The following is a 26,074-nucleotide window of genomic DNA, read 5'->3' as shown; positions in this document are numbered from 1 at the left end:
ATGAGCCAGAACCTATCTACCGTCGCCTTCCTTGGCCTGGGCGTCATGGGCTATCCCATGGCTGGCCACCTGTCCCGCGCAGGGTACGACGTACGCGTCTACAACCGTACCGCCGCCAGGGCCGAGGCCTGGGCCGCTGAATACGGCGGCAGCCACCATGCCACGCCTGGGCAAGCGGCCCGAGGAGCCGACTTGGTGCTGGTCTGTGTGGGCAATGACGATGACGTAAGACAGGTCACTTGCGGAGAGAATGGCGCTCTGCACGAAATGAGCGAAGGCAGCCTGCTGGTGGACCACACCACTGCCTCCGCCGACTTGGCCGAGGAACTCGACGCCGCCTGCCGGACGCGCGGGATCGGCTTTCTCGATGCTCCGGTATCAGGTGGCCAGCAAGGCGCGGAGAACGGCGCGCTGACCATCATGTGTGGCGGCGATCAGGGGGACTTTGCCCGAGCCGAGCCAGTACTCGATCGCTATGGCCGCGCAGTGACCCTGATGGGTCCGGCCGGGAGCGGTCAACTGACCAAGATGGTCAACCAAATCTGTATTGCCGGGCTGGTGCAGGGCCTGGCCGAGGGGCTTCATTTCGCCGAGCGGGCCGGCCTCGACCAGCAGCGGGTGGTCGACGTGATCTCGAAGGGAGCCGCCGGTTCCTGGCAAATGGAAAACCGTCACAAGACCATGATTGCGGATGAGTACGAACACGGCTTTGCCGTGAACTGGATGCGCAAGGATCTGGGAATATGTCTCGAGCAGGCGCGTCGCCTGCAAGCCCGACTGCCAGTGACGGCGCTGGTCGATCAGTTCTATGGCGACGTGCAGGTAATGGGCGGGGGACGCTGGGATACATCATCGCTGTTGCGACGTCTGCGAACGGAAGACCGTAACTGAGCCGCCCGAGGCGTCGCCTATCCGCGACGCCTCGTAACCGACAGCATCAGAAAAGTAACACAAAAGTCTTGACAGCCATTTCAGCCAACGCTCTTAAACGGCCTCCGACTTTTTCCACACATTCTGTGGATAACCCTGTTCACAACCCCTAAAAAACGCCATCAAATCGGCATGACAAGGGGGTTAGCCTTAAATTGTTTATTTTTTGACCAATCTTAACTTATTGAATTATATCATTTTTTGCAGTTGCACACTCTTGGCGATACGAAGGTCGCAATTTTGCACAGCCGGCCTACCGAGGCACTGCAGAAGTGGACAAGTCAACCCCGAAATACCGGAAAAAACCGGTGCTTCAATGCCTTTTCCACGCAAAGGTTTCGCTCCCAAGCTGGCTTGGAGGCGTAATAAAAAGGAACAAAAAAGTCGCCAATCAGCGACGGGATACGAGAACAACATCGGAAAGTGGCGTCCCATAGGGGGTTCGAACCCCTGTTCCCGCCGTGAAAGGGCGGTGTCCTGGACCACTAGACGAATGGGACGCGAGAACATCACGAAATGAAATGGTGGAGCCTAGCGGGATCGAACCGCTGACCTCGACACTGCCAGTGTCGCGCTCTCCCAGCTGAGCTAAGGCCCCACATGTCTCGTGAAGACGGGGCGTATCGTACTGATTCCCCTCGCCTTCGTCAAGCAGGAAAATACTCATTCCCTGCTGCGCTCGCGCCCTTTGCAAAAAGCTGGCCGCCAGCGGTGTCGGTGCGCCGGCCCGGTCGTCTCCTCATGTAGCCGGACACGCCGGGAGCTGCGCTCCGGCGGCGATCAACCGATCCTCGCTCGCGACGAAAATAGGCGCTTTCCTATCGTTTATTGCAGGTCGCGGTACTCTTTCTCGAAGCGCTTGGCCTGCTTCTTGGAAACCCCGCCGAGCACCTCGATGGCATGGCGCAGCCGCGCTCGGGTCATATCGGAGCCGAGGATCGCCATGGCATCCATGACCGAGGTGCTGGCCGTGGAACCGGTGATGGCGATGAAGACCGGCGCCAGGAACTCCTTCATCTTGAGTTCGAAATACCCGGCCAGCGTCTTGACCTCGGCGAGCAGCGCCTCCTTGTGCCAGGCCGGTACCACCTCGAAGCGCCACACCAGGAACTGCAGTAGCTTGAGCAGCTCTTCACGCTCCAGCTTGACGGTTTCGAAGTCCTCCTCACGCAGCGCGGGCACACCACCGAAGAAGTGGCCGGCCAATGGCGCTACCTCAGAGAGAGTTTCCACCCGGGAGCGCACCTGCGGCAGGATCTGGCCGATGTACTCCTCGTTGAAGGCCCATGTCATCAGCGCCTTCAGGAAGGCTCTATCGTCCAGGTCCTCACGGATATAAAGCCCGTTGAGCCAGGTCAGCTTCTCCAGGTCGAAGACGGGCCCACCCAGCGACACCCGCTGGATATCGAAGTGCGTCATCATCTCATCGAGGCTGAACTTTTCGCGCTCGTCGGGCATCGACCAGCCCATGCGCCCCAGGTAGTTGAGCACCGCCTGCGGCAAGAACCCCATACGCCGGTAGTAATTGATGGAGGTCGGGTTCTTGCGCTTGGAGAGCTTCGACCTGTCGGGATTGCGCAGCAGCGGCATGTGACAGAGTGCTGGCATGTCCCAACCGAAGTACTCGTAGAGCAGCTGATGCTTCGGCGCCGAGTTGATCCACTCCTCACCCCGCAGCACATGGGTAATACCCATCAGGTGGTCGTCGACGACGTTCGCCAAGTGGTAAGTGGGCATGCCATCGGACTTGAGGAGCACCTGAGCATCCACCTGCGCCCAGTCGACTTCGATCGGGCCACGTAGCATGTCATCGATCACACAAGTGCCGCTGGCCGGCACCTGCATGCGCACCACGTAAGGCCATTCTTCGCGCTCACGACGCGCCTCTTCCTCCGCTTCCAGGGCCAGGTCCGAAGGTTTGAGCGCCAAATGCATGCCGGCCGCCTTGCGCGCTTCGCGCAACGCGTCCAGTTCTTCGCTGGTGCGATAGCACTTGAAGGCATGGCCCGCCTCAATCAGTTGCCGTGCATACTCGGCATAGATGTCGCCGCGCTCGCTCTGCCGGTAGGGGCCGTGCGGCCCTCCCACGTCGGGCCCTTCATCCCACTCGAGGCCCAACCAACGCAACGAATCGAGAATCATGCGTTCGGACTCGGCGGTGGAGCGAACGCGGTCGGTATCCTCGATCCGCAGAATGAACTGGCCGCCATGCTGCCGAGCGAAGCATAAGTTGAACAGGGCGATATAAGCGGTGCCTACGTGGGGGTCACCAGTGGGAGATGGCGCGATACGGGTTCGTACGGTCATGTCGTCCTTATCCGATTGTCATGCATATGGCGGGCATTATACGCACCTGAGCCCATAGCGGCAGCCGCCCCGGCAAGACGCTGCAGCGTCGCTCAGCAGTGTTTTTTTAGCGTTGACGCGTTAAATTTGCACAGTCGGCGAGGATAATCGAACATTCTCGTCCTTATTCATCGACTGTCGGCAGGTTGAAGAGATGGATTCATTGGGCCCAAAGATCAAACAGCTGAGGTTGAAGGCGGACCTCAACAAGGCCGCCCTCGCAAGAAAAGTCGGCGTCTCCGATGTCACGATTTCGTACTGGGAATCGGGTGCCATCAAGCAGATCGGTCACGCCAGACTGGTGGCACTGGCCGAAGCCTTGGACTGTCCGCTTAGCCAGTTGCTGACGAGCGACGACGTTGGGTCGTCTTCCGCGCTATACCTGTACGGCAAGCCGCCTGCTCCCTGGCTGGCACCGAACGCCAACCGCATCGTACTTCCAGTCGATCTCATTTCCCGCTACGACTGGCACGGCGACTGTTACCTGGTCACGCCGGCCCCCGGCGAACACTTCGACTTTCTCGATACAGGCGACCTTGCCGCCTTCGGACCGACCGACGCCTGCGACGAGCCTGGTCATTATTTGATCGAGGGAGAGAATCGCCTCTATATCGACCAGCTAGAGATGGACGCCGGCCTGAAAGAAGGGGACCGTGTCGTCGGAAGGCTGCTGGCACGCTGGCGGCAGCACGAAGGACGTTGAGCGGCAGCACGACTCAATCGACTTCCAGCACTTCCACCTGATCGGTCGCGCGCCGAGGTTCGTTGCCTATCAGGTAGCGCCGGGAATAGCTGGCAACCTGTCCCAAGCCATGACGCGAGGTTTTTATCATTGGCCCTTCGAGCGCCTCTCCCCGCTCGCCGATTCGCTCGCGGACGCCCGCAGGCTGAACACTGGCTTCAGGCAGGTACACGGTAATGTGATAGCCACCATCGGGAAGGCCGCTGCCCGGTCCGAGGGGGCCGGCTGAAAACCGGCCCTCCGAGACATTCGTGCGCGCCTGCCATCGCACACCACTTACTTCGCGCTCGACCGTCACGACCAACCGCGCCTCATTCGGCAGGTTGGTGCTTCCCTCCACGGTGAGACGGCGATCGCTGCGTAGGGTGGCGGTTGCTTCGATCTCGACGGGGAGTGGCGCCGGCGGCGTCACTTCCGGCGCCGGCTCGGCATTGACCTCGGTATCGCTCTCATTCTGCCGAACTGCGCCTGTATCGCCCTCCCTCTGGGAGGCATCATCGTCGCTCCCACAGCCCACCAGGCCCATCAATGCCACGAGACCTGCACAAGTCAGCCGGCGCCATGCCGTCATGCCCCTCTCCCGACCGGTAGCTGAATCATTAGACTACCACTCATGTCCGGACCAGTCCGCCCCGGCAAGCGGGATCAACGCATACCCTCGAGTTCAGCGCAATCGAAGCAGAACGTCGCGTATGGCAAGGCCTCGAGGCGCGCCGGGTCGATCGGCTCACCGCAGCGCTCGCAGATATCCCCTTCGCCCTCCTCGATGCGTTCAAGGGCGTGAAGTACCTGCTGCAGCTCCTCTTCCGCTTCGCTTTCGAGAGCATCGATCACATCCTCGTTCTCCAGCTCGATCGCCTGCTCTTCCATGTCGCGATCCAATGGCTCGTCCTGCCTAAGCTTGTGAAGCTTGTACTGATCCACTCGCTCGACTAATTCGTCGCGCAGCGCTTCCAGCTCGTCCTGTCGCTCCTTCATTTCGCACCTCCAGCGATGACGGCACATGACTACTACATAGCATATGCCGGCGACATCGCCTCAACCCCGGACCGGGCGCTATTCGCCGCTGGCGAAGAACAGCGAGTAGTGCCACTCCTCGTAAGGTTGACAGGACGTTATCTGTTCGCCGAGCCGCGCCAACTGCGCCGCGATCATCGAACACTCCTCCAGGGAGAGGAAGGGGCCGATGGATGTTTCCTCTCCGCCTTCAAGGAAGGAGAAATGCAGCAGCGCAGGCCGCCCTTCCTCGAGTGCCCCCAGCCTGTCCGAATAGGTATCCACCATGGCGGCTGCATCGGCGAATACATCGCAAAGGTTCTCCCGTCTCACTTTCAGAGCAAGATCGAGTTCTTCCCCTTCTCGCGCCTGCGCATACTCCGCCATAAAACAATTGACCTTATACTGCTGCAGGAGACTCAAGGAGCGCTTGTAGAAATAAGGATAATCGCGCATGAGTTCCGCAACACCATCGGAATAGAGCCTTTCGGTTCTTTCGTATTCGCTCACTTCGACCTGATGTTTTTCAAGCGCCCCTCCTTCCCACTCCTCTGGCCCAAGCAACATCCAGGACATGAGCACGGAAAAAGCTGCCAATATGACCATGATGCTGTAACGATAGAAAAGATCCGATAGATTCCCTATTTTCTTATTCATTCTTTTTTCCCTTATCGCTATATCGTCAGGTTCATCAGGCTTCGCTCCAAGCAGAGCCAATCCCGCCTGGCGCCAGCCTCCCAGCTCTGGCACCTTTGCGCTTGAAATCTGAAATACCGACCGAGCCGTCAGCGTGACCGGCATCGTTGCCGTGTCATTCTCAACCCGGCGGGGCTAGACGTGATGAGGATAGAGAGAGGCTCGCTGAGGCTCCTCATAGAGTAGGCAACCGGTGGTTTGCTCACCGAGGCTCGCCAGACGCTGCGCTATCTCGGCGCATTCTTCCAGCGTGAGGAAAGGACCGATGTGCTGCTCCGTCCCCTTGTTCAGATGAATAAATTCGTAAAGTTCGGGGTAAAAGCGATTCCAACCACTCAGGCGATCAGCATAGGTATCGACCATGGCGGCAGCATCGGTAAAAATGCCACACAGGCTCTCATAACGCGGCAAGGCAGCAGGACGACTCACGGCAACCTTGCCGGCACCCAGGTGCTGTAGCATCAAGCAGTAATATTTCTTGTTATCGAGAATGCTCAGCGATTTCGTGAACAGCTCACCATTGGTTTGCATCAATGCCGCAGCATCTTCGGAATAAGAAGCCCTGATTTTTTCATATCGTATAGCTTCCTGCTCTTGCCCAACGGCCATATTGACCGACAAACCGTGCGGCCAGAAAAGTATCCCTGAAGTAAAAAACAAGAACATCATAATTGCGATGCTAGGACCTTTATCGCCAAGAAATTTTGATCCTGCCTTCCACATTAGCGCGATCATTCTTCTTCTCCTGCGTTATGAGTCCTATAGACAGCAATCCCTCAAAGACTCTCGCTCTGTTACTTCTCCCTTGTTTCTACCTCATCGACTGTGCTATGCCGCGTCTTGCCACGCTGGATGCTGGACGACACTCAGCGTCATCGTCCCAGCCCGGTACCCAAGCCACCTGGAACCTCGCAGCTTAGCTCAAGCTCGCTTTACTTATTGTTGCATTTCGAGCATCCAGCTCACGCACTAAGGGCATCTCTGCTGTCGCCCTGGCGAACAACCCGAACCAGCACAGAGAGAGCCCGACCTCCAGGCCGGTCTTTGGCCCTCTCATCCGCTGCTCGCTACGCAGATGTCTACCACGCCTCACTAGATCGCAATCGGCCATCCTGTCCGGTTTTCTCTGCTGCGTTTCCTTGAGTGCCTATACCTTGCCACCTTTCGCAGGCAAACGATTTAACCTGCGTTAACCATTGTTGCAGAGAATTTCCATGACCTGCGCTGGATAACGCAACGCAACCTTAATGAAACGATCAGGATCATGAGCCTAGAGACAGGAGAAAGAAAAGCCCGGCCTGCGGGACCGGGCTTTCCTGGAGACGATTCCCTTCGATTGAACGCGGACTCCCTGCCCGCCCCTCCTGGAAAGGGCCATCCTGGCCCTGTCCTCCCTGCCGAGCGCTCCCTCGCTCTGATGGAGCAAGCTTGCCAGAGCCAGGTGGATGGATCAGTCTCTCAAAGCGGCAGCGCTTGTAGGAGATCACACATAGAGCGCGTAATACGCCTTCCTACCAGGCGATCCTTAACGAACCCCTAGCGCTGCCTGGCCTTGCGGGGTGAGTTCGATCCGCTGGAGATCGCCATGTTCATCACGTGTCACCGTGACCAGTCCGTCGGCTTCCAAGGCCTTGACTTGCGCCGGCAGCTCCTCGACCAGGCTATCGTCGCCGAAGTGACCGAAAGGAGCCGCCAACACACCGCCATGCTGTAACGCGTACGATATTATCTCAACCTGATGGTCCGTCAGCTCATGCTTCATGTTTCCTCCAGGGAGCAATCCGTGAGCCGGGCACCGAGACCAATCCTTGCGCCTTCGCCCGCCAGAAAGGACAACAGCCTTCACCGAAGCGAGTGAGGCCGACGGTTAAAAGATAGGAACTAGACTCCGCAGCCGAGATAGCCTGTCTCGTTCAGCTCCACTAGGCATCCTCACCTCGAAGATATACTTAAGTCTAAGAGAAAGATGTCCCATTTCAAGATGCTTGGATAGCCATTTCGCCACGAAGCCATAAGGCAAGCCTAAGCGTCGTCACCGTTAAAAGCCGAATTAACCACCCCTATACGGGTCGATTAAAGGAATTGCCTCCGGGAGCAACCGTGTATTTTTGTCACGTCCGCAACCAGAACGCAGAGCTGGCCGATAGCTCGCAACCCAGAGGTATACGTAATGACCGAATTCGTATGCCCAATCTGCAAAGGACGGTGGCTTGGCAGCTATACCTGTGAACATCGCTGCAACCAGTGCGGCAATCCGATCAAGGCCAGAGAGCCAGGGAGGGAAGAAGACGAAACCGAAGAGAGGCTATCATCATGAGTCATCGGATCGAGGTGCGTGACGAAGGGGTGGCCGCGAAGGAGCTCCGCTCATGACCGTCCCTGCCGAGATAGAGATCGTCAGTATCGAGACCTTGGAAGCGGAAGTCGTGGCCCTGAGGCTGGCGATTGCCGAAGTGGGACTGGAACTCGAAGATCGGGAAACGGGCTACTGTATCACCGATGCCTCACTGGCCCGGCTACAGGCGGCAGCCCGGTGGCAGGAACTGCGGACAGCCATTTCGACCATCGAGGCCCTATGCGACCGCTCACGCCACATGACGCTAGCCGTCAACAGCCTGCACGCCCGAGCTCGACGCCTGCGAAAGAACGCTGACGCCGAGTAGGAGCCGCCTCCCCATTCCTTGATTCCGGATCGTCCCGGTCTCAGCACCGGCTCCTGATCAGGTGGCGACCTTCATGGTCACGATGCCGGCCACTATTAACAGGGCGGCACAGACACGCAGAGGAGATATGGCCTCCCCCAGGAACCATACGCCAGCGACAAAGGAGCCGACGGCTCCGATGCCGGTCCAGATCATGTAGGCCGTACCCAGCGGTAGGCTTCGCATCGCAACCGCCAGCAACCCGAACGACCCCACCATCGTCACCAGCATCACGATCGTCGGCAACAGGCGCGTGAAACCGTGGGATTGTTTCATGGCGAACGCCCACACGACTTCAAGCAGTCCGGCCAGCCCAAGAAGCACCCAAGACATCGCGGCTCCTTTACTTCTCTCGGGCCGTCCCGAAGTGTATGCCCGGTATGGAGAGAGGTCGTCCTCTCGAGTCGGGATTATAAGAGCGTTTCTTCTCAAGGCAATGCCTTTGCTCAGAAGCTCACGCCAAGGTGCAGACCATGCCCGTCACCATGACTTACGTATCGTTACGTTGCGTCCCTTCCATGGCGCGACTGGGTCCGAGCCATGCTGCGCGACGTGAATCTCACCAGATGTAGGGAATTAACGGTTTTTGCAGATGCCTCCACTCCTCAGCCTGCATCTTCCTTGTCTAGCTGCCGCGGCCTGCCTTGCATGTATAACAAAAAATGCAGACTGGGCTGAACCACCATCGGAAATTGCCAAGCGTAACTCCCTCCCGACCCCATCAGAAGGCTTCGAGAGGCGCAGGCTCGGCGAACGCACCGCTGTCCAAACATCAAACCAGTGACGAAGCAGACCCCCACCGTACCGCGAGCTAGCGGACCACATGGGGGAGGCTGCGATCACGCTGGCAAACAAAGGGAAGATGATCGATAGCAAACTAAAGTTTTGCATTGACCTGCCGATGAGACAAGCGCATTCATCATGAGGACTTGCGTGTGAAAAAGTGGATCATTGCTCTTATAGCTGCCTTAGCCACCCCTAGCCTGGCGATGTCAGACGAGCGAATGGAGGAGTGGTACAAAACGGTTGAAGGTCAGTATGCCGTCATGGAGTCGGTCCATGGCGGTTTGTTTGCGACATTGGCGATCTCTCATGCCGGGAACATCCGAGTCTACCTGAAAGCGCTTCAGCCTGACCATTGCGCGGAGTATGGCGAGAGAATCCTCGACCATGATCCCCTTTACGTTAACGGCACCCTAGTGAAGTATTCGCAACAATGCCATGGAGAGTGGAACTATTTTCATGCCACTACCGCAAAAGGTAGCGAATATCTCGTTGAGCAATTCAGAACAAGTCGTTCTGTGGAAGTGAGAACAGTGGAGGATATCTCATTCGTCTTTTCCGCTATGGGATTTATCGATGCATATAACGAGTACACAAATTTATCCGATGCCCTTTAATCTTAAGTGGGATTGAGCAGTTTCGCACTTAGACAGAGCCGGGTCGGTTCACGGCCTGGCTCACTACCTAACGTTCATGAGTTCTGCATATAAAGGTGCACCAAATGCCAGAGTATTCTCGGTCTGTCAGGTCTGGGTCTACCATGGTTCGAGGCTCGCATCACCCAAGAAGAGCGGATCGGTCATACCTCAGCGGCAGCATCCGCACCGACACCCAGATGCTGCCAGTCCCCGTGTACCCCGCTGGTGATTCGCAGAAGTTGCCTTGACTGGTGAGCCTGACGCCTCGCCATTTAGCCGTCAGGATGCCGCCGGGCTGCATCAGTTCCAGCTCGCGGCGCTTGGCCCATTCTTCCGCCATGGCTTTCTTGGGGAACGTTCGCGACTCGGTGAAGTCTGGTTGTCCACGCCGAGCGATGCGGATCCTCGCCTGGTATGAGAAACTGCCGCCCTTTCGCGGCCGCTTGACTATCGTCGCCAACGTTCGCTCCCCCAATGTGACAAATTCCAGCGGCGCGGAGTGCCAAAATTGTGACAAGGCACCGTGAAAAACCGGCGCCAACCACTGTAAATATGAACAGTTATGACTGAGAAGGCAACCCCCACAACCCGCATGGATACTGGCACAACGCGCCCTGCGCTGGATAGAACGTTCTCCGTGGCGCCGATGATGGATCGGAGTTCACTCTAGATATCACGCGGCTTTCAGCCCTCTAGTGCCAAAAAAGTACCAACACATCCTAGCAATCCCCCCTAGACTCCCGCCGGCACGAGCTCAACAACTGATAGAGCACGATGAATGAATGACGCGCATGTATGACGCGCGCATGCATGGGCGCGTGGTTGGCCTATCGCCAAAATTGGTGGGGGGTCCGGAAAAGGGTAAGAAAGGTAATGAGCTCCACAAACCCATCGCAATCAATTGAATTATAAAGAGAATATGGAATTCTAAAAAGGTAATAAAAAGGTAATGATGAGGTAATGCCATTACCCCTGCCTTGGGTGATTTTGGGCTATGAAGAAATCACTATTTTTCAGTCACTTAGAAATCCATTACCTTTTTCATTACCTTTTCTAACCCCTGAGAGGTAATGACAACTCCTTTTTAAAACAATGGCTTACATACGATTTTCACCGACCTAACCGTTATTACCTTTTTCCGAACACCCCCCACCTTCCTGAGAGCCACTCTCATCTCTTCGTGCTTTTCGAAGTCCTGGCAGGTCGGTCAATTTCGCATGATTCCGCAAGACTTCAGGACCAGCTGCAATCGCCAGAGGGCCCAGGATCCGTGCGGCTTCCGCTCCGCTGCATGGGTGCCCAAAAAGCGACAGGTTTAGCGCGCAGGCGGGGCGGGGAGTCGACGGCGCGCCAGGGGGCGTGCTCCGCCTGTCAGGCTGATCGGATTGGCATGAGAAAGCCGCCCGGTTGGGCGGCTGATGGAAGAGGTGGGCGCTGGTCAGCGGTTAGTGATGATCAGCTCCCCTCGCTGGTCGGTTGCTTCCCGGCCAACGGTATAGCGGATGCTGGTGGTGTGGATCGTCAGGCCCTCGAAGGCTTCACGCATCTCAGGCACGTCGTTGACGCTGATGACAACTTGCCCCTTGGCTTCGCGGGCCAGGCTGGCCATCAGGTGGTACTGCTCAAGCCCGAAGTCGTTGCCGTACCCAGCGGTGCCCCAGTAGGGCGGATCCAGGTAGAAGAGCGTACCCGGCCGGTCGTAGCGCCGCATGCACTCGGCCCAGTCCAGATGCTCCACTACCGTGCGGGCCAGGCGTAGGTGCGCCGTGCTGAGATCCTCCTCGATCCGCATCAGGTTCAGGCGCGGTGGGCTGGTGGCGGAGGTTCCAAAGGTCTGCCCCGCCACCTTGCCACCGAACGCCAGCTTCTGCAGATAGAAGAACCGGGCCGCGCGCTGGATATCAGTCAGGTGGCGAGGGTCGATCTCACGCTGGGTGAGGTACTCCTCGCGGCTCACCAGCCCCCAGCGGAACTGCCGAACGAGCTCGTCGGGGTGATGCTTGACCACGCGGTACAGGTTGACCAGTTCACCGTGCACGTCGTTGATCACTTCGACCTGGCTAGGGGGCTTCATGAAGAACACCGCGGCGCCACCGCAGAAGGGCTCGACGTAGGCGGTGTGCTCGTGAAACAGCGGTATGATCTGTTTGGCCAGGCGTCGCTTGCCTCCCATCCATGGGAGAATCGGTTTCGATTGCATCCTTGATACCTGTTCATTTATCCAGTTTTTGGTTATCCTCTCGTTGTCGGTCAGGGAGTAGGAAGCTCCACAGGATCAGGGACGATTCATGAGCGACAGGCGCTTGCAGCTTCGGCTGCGAGCGCTTTCTTTTCAGGTCGGTTCGAGCGAGTACGGTCGGAACCGCACCACCTCCTCCCCCAGGCGATCGTTGATCTCGGTGAAGATGGCCTGCACCGGCTCGAGCTCGTTGGTCACGAACACCCGCGCTGCCTTCTCCACATCGCCGAACCCACCGGTATTGTTGGGAATGATGCCCATGAGCTGCGGCGGCGTGCGGTGGCCGGCGAGCTGGTCATCGCGCGTCAGGTTCTTGATCGCGGCGAATTCATCCTTGGCGGCCACTTCGCTGATCGGAATTATCTGGATGCCGTCCTTCTTGCCGTTCGGCGAGTAGAGGAACAGGTTGCGGAAGTTGCCAACGCCCTTGCTCTCCTTCAGGGCCGTGCGCATTGCATCGATGTCTTCCTGGTTTTGCGCTGCGTCGGAGACATACATGATGAAGCCGGCGTGAGAGCCGTTGAGGTAGTATTTGCGGCGGAACAGCGTGGCGTTCTCGTTGAGGTAGATCGACTGCAGCGCGCCCAGGTAGTCCGGCACGCCGTAGACCTCCTGGTTGAGATCCGGCTCGAGCAGGTGGATCACACTGCCGGCGGCGAACTCGCTGCGATCCGACCAGTTGGGTACCCAGAAGTAACGCTCCAGGTCGGCGCCACGACGCACGTACTTGGCCCTGGCCGGACGCAGCTCGAGCAGCTTGCCCAGGCGACCCCAGATCCGCTCGAGGTAGCAGTTGCCGAAGACCAAGTAGTCGGTCACCAGCGCACTGAAGGCCTGCCGACTGAGCAACCGATGCGGAATGAACGAACGGACCAGGATGTTGCGCTTCACCTGGATCGCCGATCCATGGTGCGCCGTGGCGCGATAGGTCTGCGCCAATGCAGGGAAGTCCACCGGCGGCTCGTACCACTCGGTGCCCATCATCCAGCAGCCGGTGTAGAAGAAATCGTAACCATCGATGACCGGTACCGGATCGCCGAAGCTGAAGGCCTCTGCACGAGCCGGTGCCGCTGTGGTCTGCTCCTCGACACGATAGGCCGGCACGCGCACCCGGGGCTTCTCGACAAGCGTCTCGCTCATCCGTACATCTCCATCATTGATCGCCCGGTACCGAAGGAAACCGGCCCGTCCAGCGGTTCGTTGTGCAGGGCGTGCATCGTGGCCCACGCCAGATCGGCGTGCCCCGTCTGGCTGTTGCGCCCTGCGGTGTAGGTCAGGTGGCGGCCCGAGGCGGTGAGCTCGCGCCGGATCGCCATGAAGGATTGAGCGAGATCCGCCCAGCCGGCATCGAACTCCAGCCGCCCCTTGTTGATGATCTGCTGCGCCTGCATCACCAAGCGCGCCTTGACCTCGGGCGTGTAGCGGTACCGCGTGACGGTGGGGAAGAACTTGGCGACCAACTGTGCCACGGCCTCGCCGAGACCCGAGGTGTCGATGCCGATGAAGGTGACGTTGTAGCGGCGCGTCACGCCGCGGATGAACTCCGCCTGGGCCTCGTAGTCGCGCCCCTTGATGCGGTGCCGTTCGAGTACGCGATGCTTGCCCTCGGCCGTGCGTGGCGGAGCGACGACAACGAGCCCCGCCCCATCGCCATCCTCCCCATCGCCGGCCGGGTCATAGCCGACCCAGACCGGAAACTCCCCATAGGGCCGTGGTGCGAACGGCTTGATGTCCCGCCACACGTCCCAGCTGTCGACCATGCACTTCTGCATCATGGCCAGCGGGAAGGCGCTCTGGGTGTCGTCCACGAACTCACACATCAAGAGGTTCGCGAACTCGTCGTCGGAGTACTCCAGCCGGAGCTGGTCGATATCGAACAGGTCGCAGCCGCCGGCGATCGCATCCTCGATCGTCACGATCTGGCGCCACTGGCCATCCGGGCCGCGCGCCCCGCCCTTCAGCGCGGCGTGGCTGACGTCGATCGTCACCCGCTCGGACTTCTTGCGCCGCTTGTTAAAGCGGTCACCGGTCCAGAACGGATAGGCCTCGTGGGCCACGCTCGAGGGCGTCGAGAAGTAGGTTTGCTTCCAGCGTTTGTGCATGGCCATGCCGCTGGTCACCTTCCGGAATTGCTCGAAGCCGTGAATCCAGAAGTATTCGTCCAAGAACGTGTCGCCATGATAGCCCTGCGCCGTCTTGGCATTCGTGCCGAGGAAATGGAGCTCTGCACCGTTAGCCAAGATGATCGGATCACCCTTCAGCTCGACGCCGGTAAGCTCCTTCACGAACTGCACGATGTAGTGCCGGAAAATATGCGCCTGGGCCTTACTGGCACTCATGAAAATCTTGTTCTTGCCGGTCTCCATCGCGTCGGCAATCGCTTCCCTGGCGAAGTACCAAGTGGCCCCGATCTGGCGGCTCTTGAGCAGGTTGCGGATCCGTTCATGCTGGCCGGCCCGGTACCAGGCGCGCTGGTAGTCGAACAGCGAGGCCTCGAAGGCCTCGACGATCTGGATCACTCCCTCGTCGCCCACATCGTTGCGCGCCGGCTTGCGCTTCTCGCCGGCATTGCGCCGCTCGATGTTGGGGTTGAGGTCGGTCTCCTTGCCGGTGCGCTCGTACTTGTGGACCCGGGCCAGGCGCTCGATCTGACGACCGAGCAAATCCAGCTCCTTGAAGTCCTTCCCTTCCTTCCGCTCCTTCCAGATCAGTTGGACCATGCGCGCCTCGAGCGCGCCTTCCACCCGCTGGCTAGGCGAGGCCTCGTCCCAGCCGTCGCGCTTCTTCCAGCTATCGATGGTGGCCCGGGGAATGTCCAGGTGCTCGGCGATACGCGCGATACGCCACCCCATCCAGTAGAGGTGACGGGCAGAGAGGCGTGAAGCGTCGAGGTTGGCCAGATCGGAGGCGGCTGTCGTCATGCCGCCCAGCGTACCCGCGCGCGCGAGGCCCATAGCGGCGGGCCTGGTGTAAGCCACGCCTCCCACACCCGCTGCGCGTTGAGCCTCTTTCCCGAGGCGCGGAACCTGACGGCACTAGCACACCGCACCCAGACAACTCCCCGCCGAGGACCCCTCATGCCCTGGCATCGCATCGCAACCGAAGGCGCCACTACGGATGGACGCACCATCACGGCCGAGTGGCTCACGCAGATGGCCAAGAACTTCAGTCCGGCCAAGTACGGCTGCCGCATCAACCTGGAACACATCAAGGGCGTTTTGCCCGACAGCCCTTTCAAGGCCTACGGTGATGTCACCGCGCTGAAAGCGGAAAAGGGCGACGACGGCAAGCTGGCCCTGTTCGCCGAGATCGACCCCACCGACGAACTCAAGGCCATGGTCCAGAAGCGCCAGAAGGTCTACACGTCGATGGAGGTCGACCCCGACTTCGCGGATAGCGGCGAAGCCTACCTGGTAGGCCTGGCCGTCACCGACACCCCCGCCTCGCTCGGCACCTCGATGCTCAAGTTCAGTGCCGAGCAGGGGCAGAACTCTCCGCTGGCCGCGCGCAAGCAGCGCCCCGAGAACCTATTCTCCGCCGCTATCGAGACCGCACTCGACTTCACCGAAGAGCGGACGGAAGAGAGCGGTGCCAGCCTGCTCGACACCGTGAAAGCGCTGTTCAGCAAGCACAGCGGCAAGCACAAGCATGAGCTCGCAGCCTTCCAGGCCGATCTGCAACAGACCCTCGCACTCTTTGTCGAGAAGCACACCGCACTCGAAGGCGAGCTGGCAAAGCGCCCCACCGGCGACGCCTTCAGCACCCTGCAGGCCGCTCACGAGAAGTTGCAGCAACGCTTCGACGAGCTGTTCACCCGACTCGACAACGAACCCGCCCCCCAGCACCACCGCTCCCGCGCCACCGGCACCGACGGCGGCATGGTCACCGACTGCTAAGGAACCGACCCGCTCATGCGCAACGATACTCGCGTACTGTTCAACCAATTCACCGCCCAGGTGGCCAAGCTCAACGGCGTGCCGGATGCCACCCAGAAGTTCGCCGTGGATCCGACCATCCAGCAGCGCCTAGAAAAGCGCATCCAGGAATCGAGCGACTTCCTCTCGCGGATCAACATCATCGGCGTCGATGAGCTGAAGGGCGAGAAGCTCGGCCTCGGCATCTCTGGCCCCATCGCCGGGCGTACCGACGTCAGCCAGAAGGATCGTGAGACTCGTGACCTGACCACCCTCGACCCGCACGGCTACGAGTGCCGCTTCACCGAGTTCGACACCCATCTCGGCTACAACAAGATCGACGCCTGGGCCAAGTTCCCCAACTTCCAGGCCATGATCCGTGACGCCATCGTGCGTCAGCAGGCGCTGGACCGCATGGCGATCGGCTTCAACGGTATCACTGCCGCGGCTCAGACCAACCGTGCTACCAACCCCATGCTGCAGGACGTGAACATCGGCTGGCTCCAGCAGTACCGCCTGCACGCCGAGGCTCGCGTGATGAAGGCAGGCAACATCGCCGGCAAGGTGCGCGTGGGCAAGGGCGGCGACTACCTAAACCTGGACGCCCTGGTATACGACGCCGTGCACAGCCTGATCGAGCCCTGGTATCGCCGCGTGCCGGGCCTGGTCGTGCTGGTCGGCCGCAATCTCATGTCCGACAAGTACTTCCCGCTGCTCAACACCGAGCAACCGCCCAGCGAGCAGATGGCTGCCGATGTCGTCATTAGTCAGAAGCGCATCGGTGGCCTGCAGGGCATGGACGTGCCCTTCTTCCCAGACAACGCCCTCATGGTCACCACGCTCGACAACCTCTCGATCTATTGGCAGAACGGCGCCCGCCGCCGCCACGTCAGCGAGAATCCCAAGCGCAACCGCATCGAAAACTACGAGAGCTCGAACGACGCCTACGTGGTGGAAGATTTTGGCGCCGGCTGCCTGGTGGAAAACATCGAGCTCGACGACTTCACCAGCGGGGAGTAACGCAGCGCCATGACCAGCCCCGCCCGCCGTCACTTCCAGCGCGTCACCGCAGCCCTCGCTGCGGCTGACGCCGGCGAACAGCCCATGCAGGGCGACGCCTACGAGCTGATGCAGGCCGCCCTGTTCGAGGACTACCGCCGCCTCAAGGCAACTCAGTCCATGGAACGCAAGGCCGAGATCAAGCGCGAGATCCTGCCCCAGTACGCCGACTACGTTGCCGGCGTGCTCGAGCGCGGTCAGGGCGCCCAGGACGACATACTCATGCGCGTCATGCTCTGGCGCATCGACGCCGGCGACCTGGCCGGCGCCGTCGAGATCGCCCGCTACGCCCTCGCCCATGGCCTCAACCCGCCCGACCAGTTCGAGCGTGGAACGGCGGCCGTCATCGCCGAGGAAGTCGCCGAGCAGGCACTCAAGCAGCTCGAGGCTGAAAGCAGCAATGCCACCACCCTGCTCGACCTGCTCAGCGAAGTGGAAACCCTCTCCGCCGGCGCGGACATGCACGACCAGATCCGCGCCAAGCTCCACAAATCGCTGGGCTACGCCGCGCGCACCGCAGGTCAGCTCGACCTGGCCCAGCAGCACTTCACGCGCGCGATCGAACTGAACGAGCGCGTAGGCGTGAAGCGTGACCTCGAGCAGATCGCCCGGGAGCTCAAGAAAACCACCACCGTACAGCCCAGCGGCTGACCGAGTCGACCGCCGACGCCAAGGGGGCGCGGCCGGCACCGAAGGCTTCCTACTTGAGGTGCAAGCCGCCCACCCCCTTCCTAACCAGGAGAGCCGATGAACAGCTTCGTTTCCACCGGTACCGCCAGCAGTCAGGATCCCGATGCCATCGCCAACAACGGCTTCTGGCCCGATATCGTGCCGGCCGACTTTCGCTCCCGGCACCGCCTGGACGGCACCGTCACCGCCGATCGGCTCGAAGGCGCCCTGCTCGCCGCCGTCGCCACGGTCAACCGCAACCTGCGCGACTGGCAGGCCCGCCAGGTCGCGGCCGGCCACGCCACGGTAGCCGAGGTACCGGTGCCGATCTGGCAGGCACCCGGCGTCTACCTCGGCCTCTACCAGCGCGCTGTCTACTCCATGGCCCACGCCAGCCTGATCGAGCGCTACGCCGACTTCGATGCCACCAACAGCGGCCGGGATCGCGCCGAGCGCCTGGTGGACCCTGCCGAGAGCTATCGCCGCGACGCCGTCTGGGCCATTGCCGAGATCGAAGGCCGGCCGCACAGCACCGTCGAGTTGATCTGATGCCGCGTACCGTCCACGCCCACCAGAACGACACGGTCGACGCCCTCTGCTACCGCCACTTCGGCCGTACCCAAGGCATCACCGAGCGTGTGCTCGAGCTCAACCCCGGCCTGGCCACGCTCGGCCCCGTGCTACCCCAGGGCACCGCGGTGCGCCTCCCCGACCTCACACCGACTCCCCAGCGCCCGCCTGCCGTGCAGTTGTGGGATTGATGACAGCGCCCGAGCCGCGCCAATACGCAGAGGCCCCATGAGCCAGTCCTTCGAAATCACCACCGAGAGTGCCAAAGCCGCACCACCCGCCATCGTCTCGCTGATGCACGTCGGCGGTATGACGCCCGCCGACTGGGTCACGATCCTGACGCTGCTCTATCTGGTTCTGCAGATCGGTCTGCTCGTGCCCCGCTACATTGACCGTTTCCGCCGTTACTGGGAGGGACGCCGCGATGAGTCTTAAGCAACGCTTCATCATTGGCTCTGCCGCCGGCGCACTAGGCATCGCCACAGCGGTCGTCTCGTACTACGAGGGATACCGCCCCAGCGCCTATCTAGACCCGGTCGGCATCCCCACGATCTGCTACGGTCACACGGCTACGGCCACCCTAGGGCAGACACTGACACGCGAGGAATGTGATTCCTTGCTCGCCAATGATCTAGGCGACGCCTTCAAGGCCCTCGACAGGCGTGCCACGCTTGAACTCGCCCCGCAGACCCGCGCCGCCCTGGCGTCATTCGTCTACAACGTCGGCGAAACCCAATTCGCCAGCTCGACTTTGCTGCGAAAGCTGAATGCTGGCGACGTGCGCGGCGCCTGCCATGAGCTGTCGCGTTGGGTTTACGCCGGCGGCCGGAAACTCACCGGCCTGGTTCGGCGCCGAGCCACTGAGCTTGAGCTCTGCCTGGCCGGTCTAGACGAGCCTGCTACCGTGGCGCAAAGGGGCCAGCCATGACGCGCCTGTACGCCGCGCTGTTGGTTTTCGTCTTAGTCGTGCTCGTCACTTGGGCGCTGTGGCAGCGCAGTGAAGCTGCCGAGGCGCGCGCCGAGCTTGCCGAGCAGCAGCTCGCCGAAGCGCTGCAGCGAGTCCACGAAAGCCAACTGGTTATCGACGCGCTCTGGAACAATGCCGCCCGCCTCGACGCCCAGCGACGTGCCACCGCTGAGCAGAAAGCCGAGCTCGAACGCACTGCATCAACACGCCTTGCCAGACTCCAGGAACTCCAACATGAAAACACCCAACTGCGCGAGTGGGCTGATGCTCGCCTGCCTGATGCTGTTGTCCGGCTGCGCAAGCGCCCCGCCGTCACCGGCGCCGACGCTTATCGTCAATCGCTGCGCGACACCGACGCCCTGCACGCTGCCGGCGAGTTCGCCGACCACTAACGGAGAGCTAAACCTCCAGCTCGAGCGCACCGAGGCCGCCTGGGCGCAATGCGCCGCCGAAGTCGACGCCATCATCCTCTGTCACGAGACGAGCCATGAAAAAGCTGCACCTGCTGCGCGCGCATTTGATTAATGCGGTGCCGACCCTAGACCGGGATCCCGATCGCCTGCTCACCTTCGTTGAAGAAGGCAGCATCGAGTTTCGCCGCGGCCGCGACCTCACCCACGAATACCGCTTCGTCGCTCAACTGGTGCTGACCGACTTCACCGGCGATCTCGATATCGTCATGCTGCCGCTGCTGCAGTGGCTTGCTGAGTACCAGCCGGATCTCGACCCCAGCGAGGCCCTCACCTTCGAAGCCGAGATCCTGGCCAACCGCGCCGTGGATCTTGCCATGCGCGTTCCTCTCACGGAGCGCGTCATCGCCCGCGTCGACTGCGACAGCGGAACGATCCAGGCCGAACACTCCCTACCCCACTTTCCCAGCCACGCCTGCATGGCAACGCACTGGCAGCTGGCTACCCGCGAAAACACCGACCAGGAGTGGAGCGTGGCGGCCGAATGGGACGCACCCCATGGCTGACGACCTGCAGCAGCTTGCCGACTGGGCCGCCCCCCTGCTGGCCAAGCTAGAAGCAAGGGAGCGTCGCGCCCTGGCACGTACCATCGCCCAGGACCTGCGCCGCAACCAGCGCGCCCGCATCCGTGCCCAGCGCAACCCCGACGGTACGCCCTACGCGCCCCGCCAGCCGCAGCGGCTGCGCGGCCGGCAAGGCGCCATTCGCCGACGCGCCATGTTCGCCAAGCTCTCCACCGCCAAGTGGCTCAAGGCCACCGTCCAGGGCGACACCGCCGTACTCGGCTTCTTCGGCAGCGTTGCGCGCATCGCCCGCACCCACCAGCTCGGCCTGCGCGACCGCGTTAGCCGTAACGGCCCCACCGTCGAGTACCCACAGCGCGAGCTGTTGGGCTTCACCGCGCAAGATCGCACGCGCATCCATGACCTATTGATCGATCACCTGATCCGTCCTGGCCAGCGAGTGTAATGAAAAACGCCCTGGCGCAGTGTGCCAGGGCGTTGAACCGTGATGGGATCCTTTGCTCAGGACGCCTCGGCGTGGAGCTTGAACCCGAGTGCGTTCATGACCTTCATGATCGTGGCAAAGCTGGGGTTGCCATCGGCGGAGAGCGCCTTATACAGGCCCTCGCGGGTCAGCCCTGTGTCACGAGCCAGCTGAGCCATGCCGCGCGCCCGGGCAATGTCGCCTAGGGCGGCGGCCACCAACGCAGGATCGTTCTCCTCGAGGCAGGCCTCCAGGTACAGGGCCATTTCCTCCTCGGACCCCAGATGGTCGACGACATCCCATTTCTGTAGTGTGCTCATGGAACCTCCTTCATCTCGCGTGCAAGCTGCTTCGCGATCTCGATATCCTTGGCCTGGCTGCCCTTGTCGCCGCCGGCCAGGAGAATCACCAGCTCGAATCCTCGCTGCACGAAATACACCCGGTAACCGGGGCCGTAGTGAATGCGCAGCTCCGACACCCCCTCGCCCACCGGCTCGCAATCACCGAAATTGCCGAGCTCGACTCGGCGTATCCTGGCCAGGATCTTGGCCTTCGCTCGCTGGTCTCGCAGCTTGGCGAACCAGGCAGCATAGGTTTCCGTTTGGCTGATACTCTTCATGACCGCAAGTGTGAACCACAGTTCACACTAAGGCAAGCGATGCCATGAGTGTCGAAACCTCCTACCACACCCCCCACCGCTTCGCCCGCCCAGCTTACCGCCGCACGATAGCGGCATGAATCCCATCGAACTCCTGCGCCTGCTGCACAACCTGATCCGCCTCGGCACCGTCCACGGGGTAGATCACGCTCGTGCCCGCGTGCGCGTCGCCTCCGGCGAGCTCGTCACCGACTGGCTGCCCTGGCTCTCACCCCGTGCCGGCACCACCCGCGACTGGAGCCCGCCCACGGTCGGCGAGCAGGTCCTGGTGCTTTCGCCAGGTGGCGATCCTGCCGCCGGCGTGGTGCTCACCGGCATCTACAGCGATAACAACCCGACCCCCACCGACGACGGCAATTTGATTGGTCGCTGGCTGCCCGACGGCACACGCCTGAAGTACGACCACGCCGCCCACAAGCTCACTATCGAATGCGTTGGTGATGTCCAGGTGAAGGCCAGCGGCACCGTGAACGTCGAAGCCGCCAAGATCCACCATAACGGCGGCAAGGGCATCGTCACCCAGGACCACATCTGCCACCTCACCGGTCTGCCCCACGGCGACGGCTCCTCCACGGTCACTGCGGGGAAATAGCCATGGCACTCGACAAGTCCCGTCTCAAGGAACGCATCGCCGGCCAGCTCGTCGCCCTCGGCGCCTCCCGCCAGGGCGAGCACAGCTGGGTCGAACGGCTGGCCCAGGCCATTGCCAACGGCGTGGTCGACGAAATCCAGGCCAACGCCGAGGTATCTGTGACTGGCGGCAGCTCGTCGGGAACCTACAAGGTGGAATGACATGGCAGGCATGAGCGCAACCACCGGCCGGCGCCTGGACGACATCGAACACATCCAGCAGTCCGTGCGTGACATACTCACCACGCCAATCGGCAGCCGTGCGATGCGGCGCGATTACGGCTCGCTGCTGCCCGAGCTCATCGACCAACCCCTCAACGGCGCCACCGCCCTGCGTGCCTACTCGGCGACTGTCGTCGCTCTGATGAAGTGGGAACCGCGCATCCGCGTGCGCCAGATCACCCGGCTGGCTCCGGCCGACCAGCCCGGCTCACTCATTCTCGACATGACCGCCCAGCGCACCGACACCGGTGAAGCTATCGATCTCAGCGTGCCCCTGCGTCAAGGCCTGGGAGGTAGCGCATGAGCAGCCCCATCGACCTCTCACGCCTGCCGGCGCCGAACGTCGTCGAGCCGCTCGACTTTGAGGAGATCCTCGCCCAGCGCAAGGCCGCCCTGGTCGCGCTCTACCCCAGCGAGGAGCGTCAGGGCATCGCCGCCCTGCTCGAGCTCGAATCCGAGCCATTGACCAAGCTCTGCCAGGAGAACGCTTATCGCGAGCTCCACTGGCGGCAACGGGTCAATGAAGCCGCCAAGGCAGTGATGATCGCTCACGCCCGCAACGGCGACCTCGACAACCTGGTCGCCAATTTCAACGTCAAACGGCTGACCGTGGATCCCGGTGACCCGACGGCCATGCCACCGGTACCGCCCACCCTGGAGCCGGACGAGGACCTGCGCCTACGCGGCCCCGAGGCCTTCGAGGGGCTGAGCGTCGCCGGCCCCACCCGCGCCTATGAGTTCTACGCCAGATCCGCCGATGGCCGCGTGGCCGATGCCAGAGCCATCTCCCCCGCTCCCTGCGAAGCCCTCGTCACCGTGCTTTCCCGCCTGGGAAATGGTGAGGCGCCGCAGGACCTGCTCGATATCGTCGAAGCCGCCCTCACGCCGGAGGACGTGCGCCCGGTGTGCGACCGTGTCACGGTTCAGTCTGCCGACATAACCGAGTTCGCCATCCAGGCGGTACTGCACCTGCACGCCGGCTACGGCCCCGAGCAGGAACTGATTCTGGCCGCGGCCCAACGCCGAGCCAACGATTATGCCGCCGCCCTGCGCAAGCTGGGCTTCAGCGTCTACACCGACGCCATCGAAGCATCACTACACGTCGAAGGCGTGAAGCACGTCGAGCTGATCTCGCCAGCCGGCCACATCCTGCGCAACCTCACCCAAGCCGCCTACTGCACCGGTATCGACATCTCGCTGGGGGGCGCCAATGGCTAATTCACTGTCGTTACTTCCACCCAACGCCACCTTCCTGGAGCGATCTGCCGCCCAGGCGCTGGCGAAGATCGAGCACGTTCCGGTGCCGCTGCGCGACCTCTGGGACCCGGACCGTTGCCCGGCCGCCCTCTTGCCCTACTTAGCATGGGCATTCTCGGTCGATCGTTGGGATCCCACCTGGTCGGAAGCCACCAAGCGCTCGGTGATCCGCAGCTCCTACTACGTTCACCGCAAGAAAGGGACGATCTCGGCATTGCGCCGCGTCGTCGAGCCGCTCGGCTACCTGCTGGAAGTCACGGAGTGGTGGCAAACCCAGCCGCCCGGCCCGCGCGGCACCTTCACCTTGAGTATCGGTGTGCTCGACCAGGGCATCACCGAGGAAATGTTCCTCGAGCTCGAGCGGCTCATCGCCGAGGCGAAACCGCTCACGCGCCATATCACAGGTCTCGATATCACCCTGAGCACCTCCCTGACTTCCTTCGTCGGCGTTGCCGTCAACGACGGTGACGAACTCGACGTGCTGCCCTGGGAATCGCCCGACATCGACGTGATATGCCGCACGCGGCAGGCCCTGGCTACTACCTCCCACGACACGATGGATATCCACCTACATGATTGACCAGAACTCCACCTTCGGCGGCTTTCTCACCGATGTCGGCGAGGCCAAGCAAGCCAACGCCAATGCTCTCCAAATTCCGTGGAAGCTTACCCACATGTTGCTGGGCGACGCGAACGGCACAGATCCGGTACCGCAGCCAGGCCAGACCAAGCTGGTCAACCAGGTGTACCGCGCCGCCATCAACCAGCTCTTCGTCGACCCGGCCAACCCAGCGATCCTGATCGCCGAGCTTGTGCTACCGCCCAACGTCGGCGGCTGGTGGATCCGCGAGCTCGGCCTCGAGGACGAAGACGGCGACTTCGTCGCGGTGGCCAACTGCCCACCCAGCTACAAACCGCTGCTTGCCCAGGGCAGCGGTCGCAACCAAGTGGTGCGCATGCACCTCATCGTCAGCAACACGGCCAACGTCGAGCTCAAGATCGACCCCAGCGTAGTACTGGCCACTCGCAAGTATGTCGACGATGGGGATAAGGCGCTTAAGGCAGCGATCGAGCAAGCCATTGCCGATGGCAGATATCAATTCGCCGCCTATGACTCTGAGCGCACTTACACTACCGGCGAGGTCGTGCGCGGCAGCAACGACCAGTTCTATGAGTTTTATGACCGCGACCAGGTCGGCCAGGTGCAGGGAGTCGACCCCACCAACATTGCTAACCGGCCGCATGTTTGGATGGAGTGGCACGGCGAACGGCCCGGAAGTGTTATCGAATGGCGGTCGGAAACACTGCCCGAGGGATATATAGAGAACGATGGGGCCGCAATCAGTCGCAAAGACTACCGCCGGATTTTCAGTGCCTTAGGTACAGTCCATGGAGCAGGCGACGGAGCAACAACATTTAACCTCCCCGATGATCGTGGTGAGTTCAAGCGTGGCTGGGACCATGGGCGAGGTATAGATCCGGACCGGTCGCTGGCCAGCCTTCAGTTCCATGCTATTCAGTATCACAACCATGGCCTTCCTACTGGCCAGGGAATAACTGGGCCGGGATTCTGGGGAATAAATGATGGTTACTGGAGTGAATACCCGAACATGAACGTGGGAGTTAATAATGGCTCCGAGACATATAACGCTGTGACGGACAGGCAAGGACAAAACCAAAAAAATGGCGCTCATAAAGGTGATTTTTCTAGCGAAACTCGCCCCCGCAACAACGCGGTTATCTACCTAACCAAGATTTGAGGTCATTATGCTAATCTGGGACATCAACCCGGTCGACCAGACCGTTATCGACCCTGCAGGGCGTGAATGCCCGCTGGACCCTATGAGTCGACAGCCCAAGGTGCCCGGCAGCGCTATGACCGAGGCGCCGCCACCTATCGGCGAACATGAAGCTGCGCGCGCCATTGGAAGCGCGTGGGAAGTCGTCGCCGACTGGCGAGGTCATGTTTATTGGACCGTGGACGGTCAACGACATGAGATCACCGAGCTGGGCTTAGAGCCACCGGCAGATGCGCTAGACGAAGAACCACCCGAGCTGCTTGAAAGACTCGCTGCCCGCAAGCGCTCTGAAATCGACCAGGCTCGCGACGCTGCCTTCGCCGCCGGTCTCAATTACACAATTGCCGGCGAGCCTGACGTGATCCAGACGCGCCCTCAGGACCAAATCAATCTATTGGGGCTCTCCGCCAAGGCCCAGCGCCTGATCGCAGCCGGCCAGCCGGATGCCGTCTTCACCTTCCGCGGTCTGAGCAACATCAACCGCGAGCTGACCGCGGTGGAAATGGACGAGCTCGCCCTCGCTGCACTGGCCCACATCGAGTGCATCTATCAGCGCAGTTGGGACCGGAAGGACGCCATCGACGCGATCCTGGCCGACGAGCAGCTAGACGACGACGCAAAGCGGGCAGCTATCGAAGCCGTGGAGTGGTAGTGCCAAACGGCAAACCCGCTAATTGGTTCCCTTATTAGACATAGCAACCAGGCCCGCCGCTCGGCGGGCTTGTTGTATGTCAGCCTGCCTGTTGTAAATCGCCATTCTACAACGCGCCTCGCTCGCCCTGGGCCGGTGCTTCGAAGAC

The 26,074-nt window shown here is 61.1% G+C and carries 34 protein-coding genes and 2 tRNA genes; 22 read left to right on the top strand and 14 right to left on the bottom strand.

The features are described from left to right. Positions 1-891 (top strand): NAD(P)-dependent oxidoreductase, encoded by an 891-nt coding sequence (locus F0A17_RS13945; RefSeq protein WP_149328961.1) that lies wholly within the window; start codon positions 1-3, stop codon positions 889-891. Positions 892-1,354: 463 nt separating this feature from the next. Here the strand turns inward: F0A17_RS13945 and F0A17_RS13940 are convergent. The 3 genes from F0A17_RS13940 to gltX all read right to left on the bottom strand — a co-directional run bounded on the left by F0A17_RS13940 (position 1,355) and on the right by gltX (position 3,237). Next, positions 1,355-1,430 (bottom strand) — tRNA-Glu (locus F0A17_RS13940). 22 nt (positions 1,431-1,452) lie between these two features. Further along, positions 1,453-1,528: transfer RNA gene (locus F0A17_RS13935), tRNA-Ala, on the bottom strand. A gap of 227 nt (positions 1,529-1,755) precedes the next feature. After that, a complete protein-coding gene (gene gltX / locus F0A17_RS13930; RefSeq protein WP_149328960.1) occupies positions 1,756-3,237 on the bottom strand; it encodes a glutamate--tRNA ligase in 1,482 nt (493 codons plus the stop codon). Positions 3,238-3,430: 193 nt separating this feature from the next. On the opposite strand from gltX, the gene F0A17_RS20805 reads away from it, so the two are divergent. Continuing rightward, positions 3,431-3,979 (top strand): helix-turn-helix domain-containing protein, encoded by a 549-nt coding sequence (locus F0A17_RS20805; RefSeq protein WP_228716913.1) that lies wholly within the window; start codon positions 3,431-3,433, stop codon positions 3,977-3,979. 13 nt (positions 3,980-3,992) lie between these two features. Here F0A17_RS20805 and F0A17_RS13920 read toward each other — a convergent pair whose 3' ends face one another. The 5 genes from F0A17_RS13920 to F0A17_RS13900 form a co-directional block, all read right to left on the bottom strand. Beyond that, the gene (locus F0A17_RS13920; RefSeq protein ID WP_149328959.1) at positions 3,993-4,589 is read right to left on the bottom strand and encodes a hypothetical protein; all 597 of its coding nucleotides are present in this window, start codon (positions 4,587-4,589) and stop codon (positions 3,993-3,995) included. A 74-nt stretch (positions 4,590-4,663) separates the two neighbouring features. After that, positions 4,664-4,996 (bottom strand): TraR/DksA family transcriptional regulator, encoded by a 333-nt coding sequence (locus tag F0A17_RS13915; protein WP_149328958.1) that lies wholly within the window; start codon positions 4,994-4,996, stop codon positions 4,664-4,666. Positions 4,997-5,074: 78 nt separating this feature from the next. After that, complete coding sequence (locus F0A17_RS13910; protein WP_149328957.1) at positions 5,075-5,815, bottom strand: hypothetical protein; 741 nt, start codon at positions 5,813-5,815, stop codon at positions 5,075-5,077. Between the two features lie 30 nt (positions 5,816-5,845). Continuing rightward, complete coding sequence (locus F0A17_RS13905; protein WP_149328956.1) at positions 5,846-6,445, bottom strand: hypothetical protein; 600 nt, start codon at positions 6,443-6,445, stop codon at positions 5,846-5,848. Positions 6,446-7,235: 790 nt separating this feature from the next. After that, positions 7,236-7,472 (bottom strand): hypothetical protein, encoded by a 237-nt coding sequence (locus F0A17_RS13900; RefSeq protein WP_149328955.1) that lies wholly within the window; start codon positions 7,470-7,472, stop codon positions 7,236-7,238. Positions 7,473-8,079: 607 nt separating this feature from the next. Between F0A17_RS13900 and F0A17_RS13895 the strand changes: the two genes are divergently transcribed. Beyond that, positions 8,080-8,373, top strand: coding sequence for a hypothetical protein (locus F0A17_RS13895; protein ID WP_149328954.1), 294 nt, complete (start codon positions 8,080-8,082; stop codon positions 8,371-8,373). A 57-nt stretch (positions 8,374-8,430) separates the two neighbouring features. On the opposite strand, the gene F0A17_RS13890 is transcribed toward F0A17_RS13895, so the two are convergent. Further along, positions 8,431-8,745, bottom strand: coding sequence for a DMT family transporter (locus F0A17_RS13890; protein WP_149328953.1), 315 nt, complete (start codon positions 8,743-8,745; stop codon positions 8,431-8,433). A 602-nt stretch (positions 8,746-9,347) separates the two neighbouring features. Here F0A17_RS13890 and F0A17_RS13885 point away from each other — a divergent pair. Further along, positions 9,348-9,812, top strand: coding sequence for a hypothetical protein (locus F0A17_RS13885; protein ID WP_149328952.1), 465 nt, complete (start codon positions 9,348-9,350; stop codon positions 9,810-9,812). A 1,459-nt stretch (positions 9,813-11,271) separates the two neighbouring features. Here F0A17_RS13885 and F0A17_RS13875 read toward each other — a convergent pair. From F0A17_RS13875 to F0A17_RS13865, 3 genes are all read right to left on the bottom strand, one after another. After that, positions 11,272-12,033 carry a DNA adenine methylase gene (locus F0A17_RS13875; RefSeq protein ID WP_149328950.1) on the bottom strand — a complete coding sequence of 254 codons (762 nt, stop codon included), beginning with the start codon at positions 12,031-12,033 and terminating at the stop codon, positions 11,272-11,274. A gap of 132 nt (positions 12,034-12,165) precedes the next feature. Further along, positions 12,166-13,212 (bottom strand): phage portal protein, encoded by a 1,047-nt coding sequence (locus tag F0A17_RS13870; protein ID WP_149328949.1) that lies wholly within the window; start codon positions 13,210-13,212, stop codon positions 12,166-12,168. Next, positions 13,209-15,050, bottom strand: coding sequence for a terminase large subunit domain-containing protein (locus tag F0A17_RS13865; protein WP_459076710.1), 1,842 nt, complete (start codon positions 15,048-15,050; stop codon positions 13,209-13,211). The genes F0A17_RS13870 and F0A17_RS13865 overlap by 4 nt, the downstream gene beginning before the upstream one ends. A gap of 99 nt (positions 15,051-15,149) precedes the next feature. Between F0A17_RS13865 and F0A17_RS13860 the strand changes: the two genes are divergently transcribed. The 11 genes from F0A17_RS13860 to F0A17_RS13815 all read left to right on the top strand — a co-directional run bounded on the left by F0A17_RS13860 (position 15,150) and on the right by F0A17_RS13815 (position 20,690). Next, on the top strand, positions 15,150-15,968 hold the full coding sequence (locus F0A17_RS13860; protein WP_149328948.1) for a GPO family capsid scaffolding protein: 819 nt from the start codon (positions 15,150-15,152) through the stop codon (positions 15,966-15,968). A gap of 15 nt (positions 15,969-15,983) precedes the next feature. Then, the gene (locus tag F0A17_RS13855; protein ID WP_149328947.1) at positions 15,984-17,006 is read left to right on the top strand and encodes a phage major capsid protein, P2 family; all 1,023 of its coding nucleotides are present in this window, start codon (positions 15,984-15,986) and stop codon (positions 17,004-17,006) included. Between the two features lie 9 nt (positions 17,007-17,015). After that, a complete protein-coding gene (gene gpM / locus F0A17_RS13850; protein ID WP_149328946.1) occupies positions 17,016-17,696 on the top strand; it encodes a phage terminase small subunit in 681 nt (226 codons plus the stop codon). 96 nt (positions 17,697-17,792) lie between these two features. After that, the gene (locus F0A17_RS13845) at positions 17,793-18,263 is read left to right on the top strand and encodes a head completion/stabilization protein (RefSeq protein WP_149328945.1); all 471 of its coding nucleotides are present in this window, start codon (positions 17,793-17,795) and stop codon (positions 18,261-18,263) included. Next, positions 18,263-18,475, top strand: coding sequence for a tail protein X (locus F0A17_RS13840; RefSeq protein ID WP_149328944.1), 213 nt, complete (start codon positions 18,263-18,265; stop codon positions 18,473-18,475). The genes F0A17_RS13845 and F0A17_RS13840 overlap by 1 nt, the downstream gene beginning before the upstream one ends. A 37-nt stretch (positions 18,476-18,512) precedes the next feature. Then, complete coding sequence (locus F0A17_RS13835; RefSeq protein ID WP_149328943.1) at positions 18,513-18,719, top strand: phage holin family protein; 207 nt, start codon at positions 18,513-18,515, stop codon at positions 18,717-18,719. Next, positions 18,709-19,212 carry a lysozyme gene (locus F0A17_RS13830; protein WP_149328942.1) on the top strand — a complete coding sequence of 168 codons (504 nt, stop codon included), beginning with the start codon at positions 18,709-18,711 and terminating at the stop codon, positions 19,210-19,212. The genes F0A17_RS13835 and F0A17_RS13830 overlap by 11 nt, the downstream gene beginning before the upstream one ends. Beyond that, complete coding sequence (gene lysB / locus F0A17_RS20800; protein WP_149328941.1) at positions 19,209-19,643, top strand: Rz-like lysis system protein LysB; 435 nt, start codon at positions 19,209-19,211, stop codon at positions 19,641-19,643. The genes F0A17_RS13830 and lysB overlap by 4 nt, the downstream gene beginning before the upstream one ends. After that, a complete protein-coding gene (gene lysC / locus F0A17_RS21030; RefSeq protein ID WP_422671005.1) occupies positions 19,531-19,776 on the top strand; it encodes an Rz1-like lysis system protein LysC in 246 nt (81 codons plus the stop codon). Before lysB ends, lysC begins: the two co-directional genes overlap by 113 nt. Next, the gene (locus tag F0A17_RS13820; RefSeq protein ID WP_149328940.1) at positions 19,739-20,227 is read left to right on the top strand and encodes a phage tail protein; all 489 of its coding nucleotides are present in this window, start codon (positions 19,739-19,741) and stop codon (positions 20,225-20,227) included. The genes lysC and F0A17_RS13820 overlap by 38 nt, the downstream gene beginning before the upstream one ends. Then, the gene (locus F0A17_RS13815; protein WP_149328939.1) at positions 20,220-20,690 is read left to right on the top strand and encodes a phage virion morphogenesis protein; all 471 of its coding nucleotides are present in this window, start codon (positions 20,220-20,222) and stop codon (positions 20,688-20,690) included. Before F0A17_RS13820 ends, F0A17_RS13815 begins: the two co-directional genes overlap by 8 nt. 56 nt (positions 20,691-20,746) lie before the next feature. Here the strand turns inward: F0A17_RS13815 and F0A17_RS13810 are convergent, their stop codons facing one another. Further along, entirely contained in the window at positions 20,747-21,028 is a 282-nt protein-coding gene (locus F0A17_RS13810; RefSeq protein WP_103970408.1) for an addiction module antidote protein, read from the bottom strand. Further along, positions 21,025-21,327, bottom strand: a complete 303-nt coding sequence (locus tag F0A17_RS13805) for a type II toxin-antitoxin system RelE/ParE family toxin (protein WP_149328938.1) — start codon at positions 21,325-21,327, stop codon at positions 21,025-21,027. Before F0A17_RS13805 ends, F0A17_RS13810 begins: the two co-directional genes overlap by 4 nt. Before the next feature lie 115 nt (positions 21,328-21,442). Between F0A17_RS13805 and F0A17_RS13800 the strand changes: the two genes are divergently transcribed. From F0A17_RS13800 to F0A17_RS13770, 7 genes are read left to right on the top strand one after another with little or no spacing between them, the layout of a single operon-like run. Continuing rightward, entirely contained in the window at positions 21,443-21,958 is a 516-nt protein-coding gene (locus F0A17_RS13800; protein ID WP_149328937.1) for a phage baseplate assembly protein V, read from the top strand. Between the two features lie 2 nt (positions 21,959-21,960). After that, the gene (locus F0A17_RS13795; protein WP_149328936.1) at positions 21,961-22,158 is read left to right on the top strand and encodes a hypothetical protein; all 198 of its coding nucleotides are present in this window, start codon (positions 21,961-21,963) and stop codon (positions 22,156-22,158) included. A 10-nt stretch (positions 22,159-22,168) separates the two neighbouring features. Beyond that, positions 22,169-22,522 carry a GPW/gp25 family protein gene (locus tag F0A17_RS13790; RefSeq protein WP_267285441.1) on the top strand — a complete coding sequence of 118 codons (354 nt, stop codon included), beginning with the start codon at positions 22,169-22,171 and terminating at the stop codon, positions 22,520-22,522. Next, entirely contained in the window at positions 22,519-23,436 is a 918-nt protein-coding gene (locus F0A17_RS13785; protein WP_149328934.1) for a baseplate J/gp47 family protein, read from the top strand. The genes F0A17_RS13790 and F0A17_RS13785 overlap by 4 nt, the downstream gene beginning before the upstream one ends. Next, positions 23,429-24,055: a phage tail protein I gene (locus F0A17_RS13780; RefSeq protein WP_149328933.1), complete on the top strand. Its 627-nt coding sequence runs from the start codon at positions 23,429-23,431 to the stop codon at positions 24,053-24,055. The genes F0A17_RS13785 and F0A17_RS13780 overlap by 8 nt, the downstream gene beginning before the upstream one ends. Next, the gene (locus F0A17_RS13775; protein WP_149328932.1) at positions 24,048-25,235 is read left to right on the top strand and encodes a phage tail protein; all 1,188 of its coding nucleotides are present in this window, start codon (positions 24,048-24,050) and stop codon (positions 25,233-25,235) included. Before F0A17_RS13780 ends, F0A17_RS13775 begins: the two co-directional genes overlap by 8 nt. 7 nt (positions 25,236-25,242) lie before the next feature. Then, a complete protein-coding gene (locus tag F0A17_RS13770) occupies positions 25,243-25,926 on the top strand; it encodes a DUF4376 domain-containing protein (protein WP_149328931.1) in 684 nt (227 codons plus the stop codon). The last annotated feature ends 148 nt before the right edge of the window (positions 25,927-26,074 follow it).

The organism is Billgrantia pellis (assembly GCF_008297955.1).
GTDB classification, from domain to species: domain Bacteria; phylum Pseudomonadota; class Gammaproteobacteria; order Pseudomonadales; family Halomonadaceae; genus Halomonas; species Halomonas pellis.
This window is presented reverse-complemented; position numbering and strand designations above follow the sequence as displayed.

Excerpts from the sequence above, each read along its gene's own strand:
- F0A17_RS13855 (WP_149328947.1), top strand. The coding sequence starts at position 15,984 with ATGCGCAACGATACTCGCGTACTGTTCAACCAATTCACCGCCCAGGTG.
- F0A17_RS13945 (WP_149328961.1), top strand. The coding sequence starts at position 1 with ATGAGCCAGAACCTATCTACCGTCGCCTTCCTTGGCCTGGGCGTCATG.
- F0A17_RS13860 (WP_149328948.1), top strand. The coding sequence starts at position 15,150 with ATGCCCTGGCATCGCATCGCAACCGAAGGCGCCACTACGGATGGACGC.
- F0A17_RS13820 (WP_149328940.1), top strand. The coding sequence starts at position 19,739 with ATGAAAAAGCTGCACCTGCTGCGCGCGCATTTGATTAATGCGGTGCCG.
- F0A17_RS13790 (WP_267285441.1), top strand. The coding sequence starts at position 22,169 with ATGAGCGCAACCACCGGCCGGCGCCTGGACGACATCGAACACATCCAG.
- F0A17_RS13785 (WP_149328934.1), top strand. The coding sequence starts at position 22,519 with ATGAGCAGCCCCATCGACCTCTCACGCCTGCCGGCGCCGAACGTCGTC.
- F0A17_RS13815 (WP_149328939.1), top strand. The coding sequence starts at position 20,220 with ATGGCTGACGACCTGCAGCAGCTTGCCGACTGGGCCGCCCCCCTGCTG.
- gpM (WP_149328946.1), top strand. The coding sequence starts at position 17,016 with ATGACCAGCCCCGCCCGCCGTCACTTCCAGCGCGTCACCGCAGCCCTC.
- F0A17_RS13890 (WP_149328953.1), bottom strand. The coding sequence starts at position 8,745 with ATGTCTTGGGTGCTTCTTGGGCTGGCCGGACTGCTTGAAGTCGTGTGG.
- F0A17_RS13895 (WP_149328954.1), top strand. The coding sequence starts at position 8,080 with ATGACCGTCCCTGCCGAGATAGAGATCGTCAGTATCGAGACCTTGGAA.
- F0A17_RS13905 (WP_149328956.1), bottom strand. The coding sequence starts at position 6,445 with ATGATCGCGCTAATGTGGAAGGCAGGATCAAAATTTCTTGGCGATAAA.
- F0A17_RS13910 (WP_149328957.1), bottom strand. The coding sequence starts at position 5,815 with ATGCCGGTCACGCTGACGGCTCGGTCGGTATTTCAGATTTCAAGCGCA.
- F0A17_RS13840 (WP_149328944.1), top strand. The coding sequence starts at position 18,263 with ATGCCGCGTACCGTCCACGCCCACCAGAACGACACGGTCGACGCCCTC.
- F0A17_RS13915 (WP_149328958.1), bottom strand. The coding sequence starts at position 4,996 with ATGAAGGAGCGACAGGACGAGCTGGAAGCGCTGCGCGACGAATTAGTC.
- F0A17_RS20805 (WP_228716913.1), top strand. The coding sequence starts at position 3,431 with ATGGATTCATTGGGCCCAAAGATCAAACAGCTGAGGTTGAAGGCGGAC.
- F0A17_RS13780 (WP_149328933.1), top strand. The coding sequence starts at position 23,429 with ATGGCTAATTCACTGTCGTTACTTCCACCCAACGCCACCTTCCTGGAG.
- F0A17_RS13835 (WP_149328943.1), top strand. The coding sequence starts at position 18,513 with ATGAGCCAGTCCTTCGAAATCACCACCGAGAGTGCCAAAGCCGCACCA.
- F0A17_RS13775 (WP_149328932.1), top strand. The coding sequence starts at position 24,048 with ATGATTGACCAGAACTCCACCTTCGGCGGCTTTCTCACCGATGTCGGC.
- lysB (WP_149328941.1), top strand. The coding sequence starts at position 19,209 with ATGACGCGCCTGTACGCCGCGCTGTTGGTTTTCGTCTTAGTCGTGCTC.
- F0A17_RS13900 (WP_149328955.1), bottom strand. The coding sequence starts at position 7,472 with ATGAAGCATGAGCTGACGGACCATCAGGTTGAGATAATATCGTACGCG.
- F0A17_RS13845 (WP_149328945.1), top strand. The coding sequence starts at position 17,793 with ATGAACAGCTTCGTTTCCACCGGTACCGCCAGCAGTCAGGATCCCGAT.
- gltX (WP_149328960.1), bottom strand. The coding sequence starts at position 3,237 with ATGACCGTACGAACCCGTATCGCGCCATCTCCCACTGGTGACCCCCAC.
- F0A17_RS13920 (WP_149328959.1), bottom strand. The coding sequence starts at position 4,589 with ATGACGGCATGGCGCCGGCTGACTTGTGCAGGTCTCGTGGCATTGATG.
- F0A17_RS13805 (WP_149328938.1), bottom strand. The coding sequence starts at position 21,327 with ATGAAGAGTATCAGCCAAACGGAAACCTATGCTGCCTGGTTCGCCAAG.
- F0A17_RS13795 (WP_149328936.1), top strand. The coding sequence starts at position 21,961 with ATGGCACTCGACAAGTCCCGTCTCAAGGAACGCATCGCCGGCCAGCTC.
- F0A17_RS13875 (WP_149328950.1), bottom strand. The coding sequence starts at position 12,033 with ATGCAATCGAAACCGATTCTCCCATGGATGGGAGGCAAGCGACGCCTG.
- F0A17_RS13870 (WP_149328949.1), bottom strand. The coding sequence starts at position 13,212 with ATGAGCGAGACGCTTGTCGAGAAGCCCCGGGTGCGCGTGCCGGCCTAT.
- F0A17_RS13800 (WP_149328937.1), top strand. The coding sequence starts at position 21,443 with ATGAATCCCATCGAACTCCTGCGCCTGCTGCACAACCTGATCCGCCTC.
- F0A17_RS13770 (WP_149328931.1), top strand. The coding sequence starts at position 25,243 with ATGCTAATCTGGGACATCAACCCGGTCGACCAGACCGTTATCGACCCT.
- lysC (WP_422671005.1), top strand. The coding sequence starts at position 19,531 with ATGCTGTTGTCCGGCTGCGCAAGCGCCCCGCCGTCACCGGCGCCGACG.
- F0A17_RS13830 (WP_149328942.1), top strand. The coding sequence starts at position 18,709 with ATGAGTCTTAAGCAACGCTTCATCATTGGCTCTGCCGCCGGCGCACTA.
- F0A17_RS13810 (WP_103970408.1), bottom strand. The coding sequence starts at position 21,028 with ATGAGCACACTACAGAAATGGGATGTCGTCGACCATCTGGGGTCCGAG.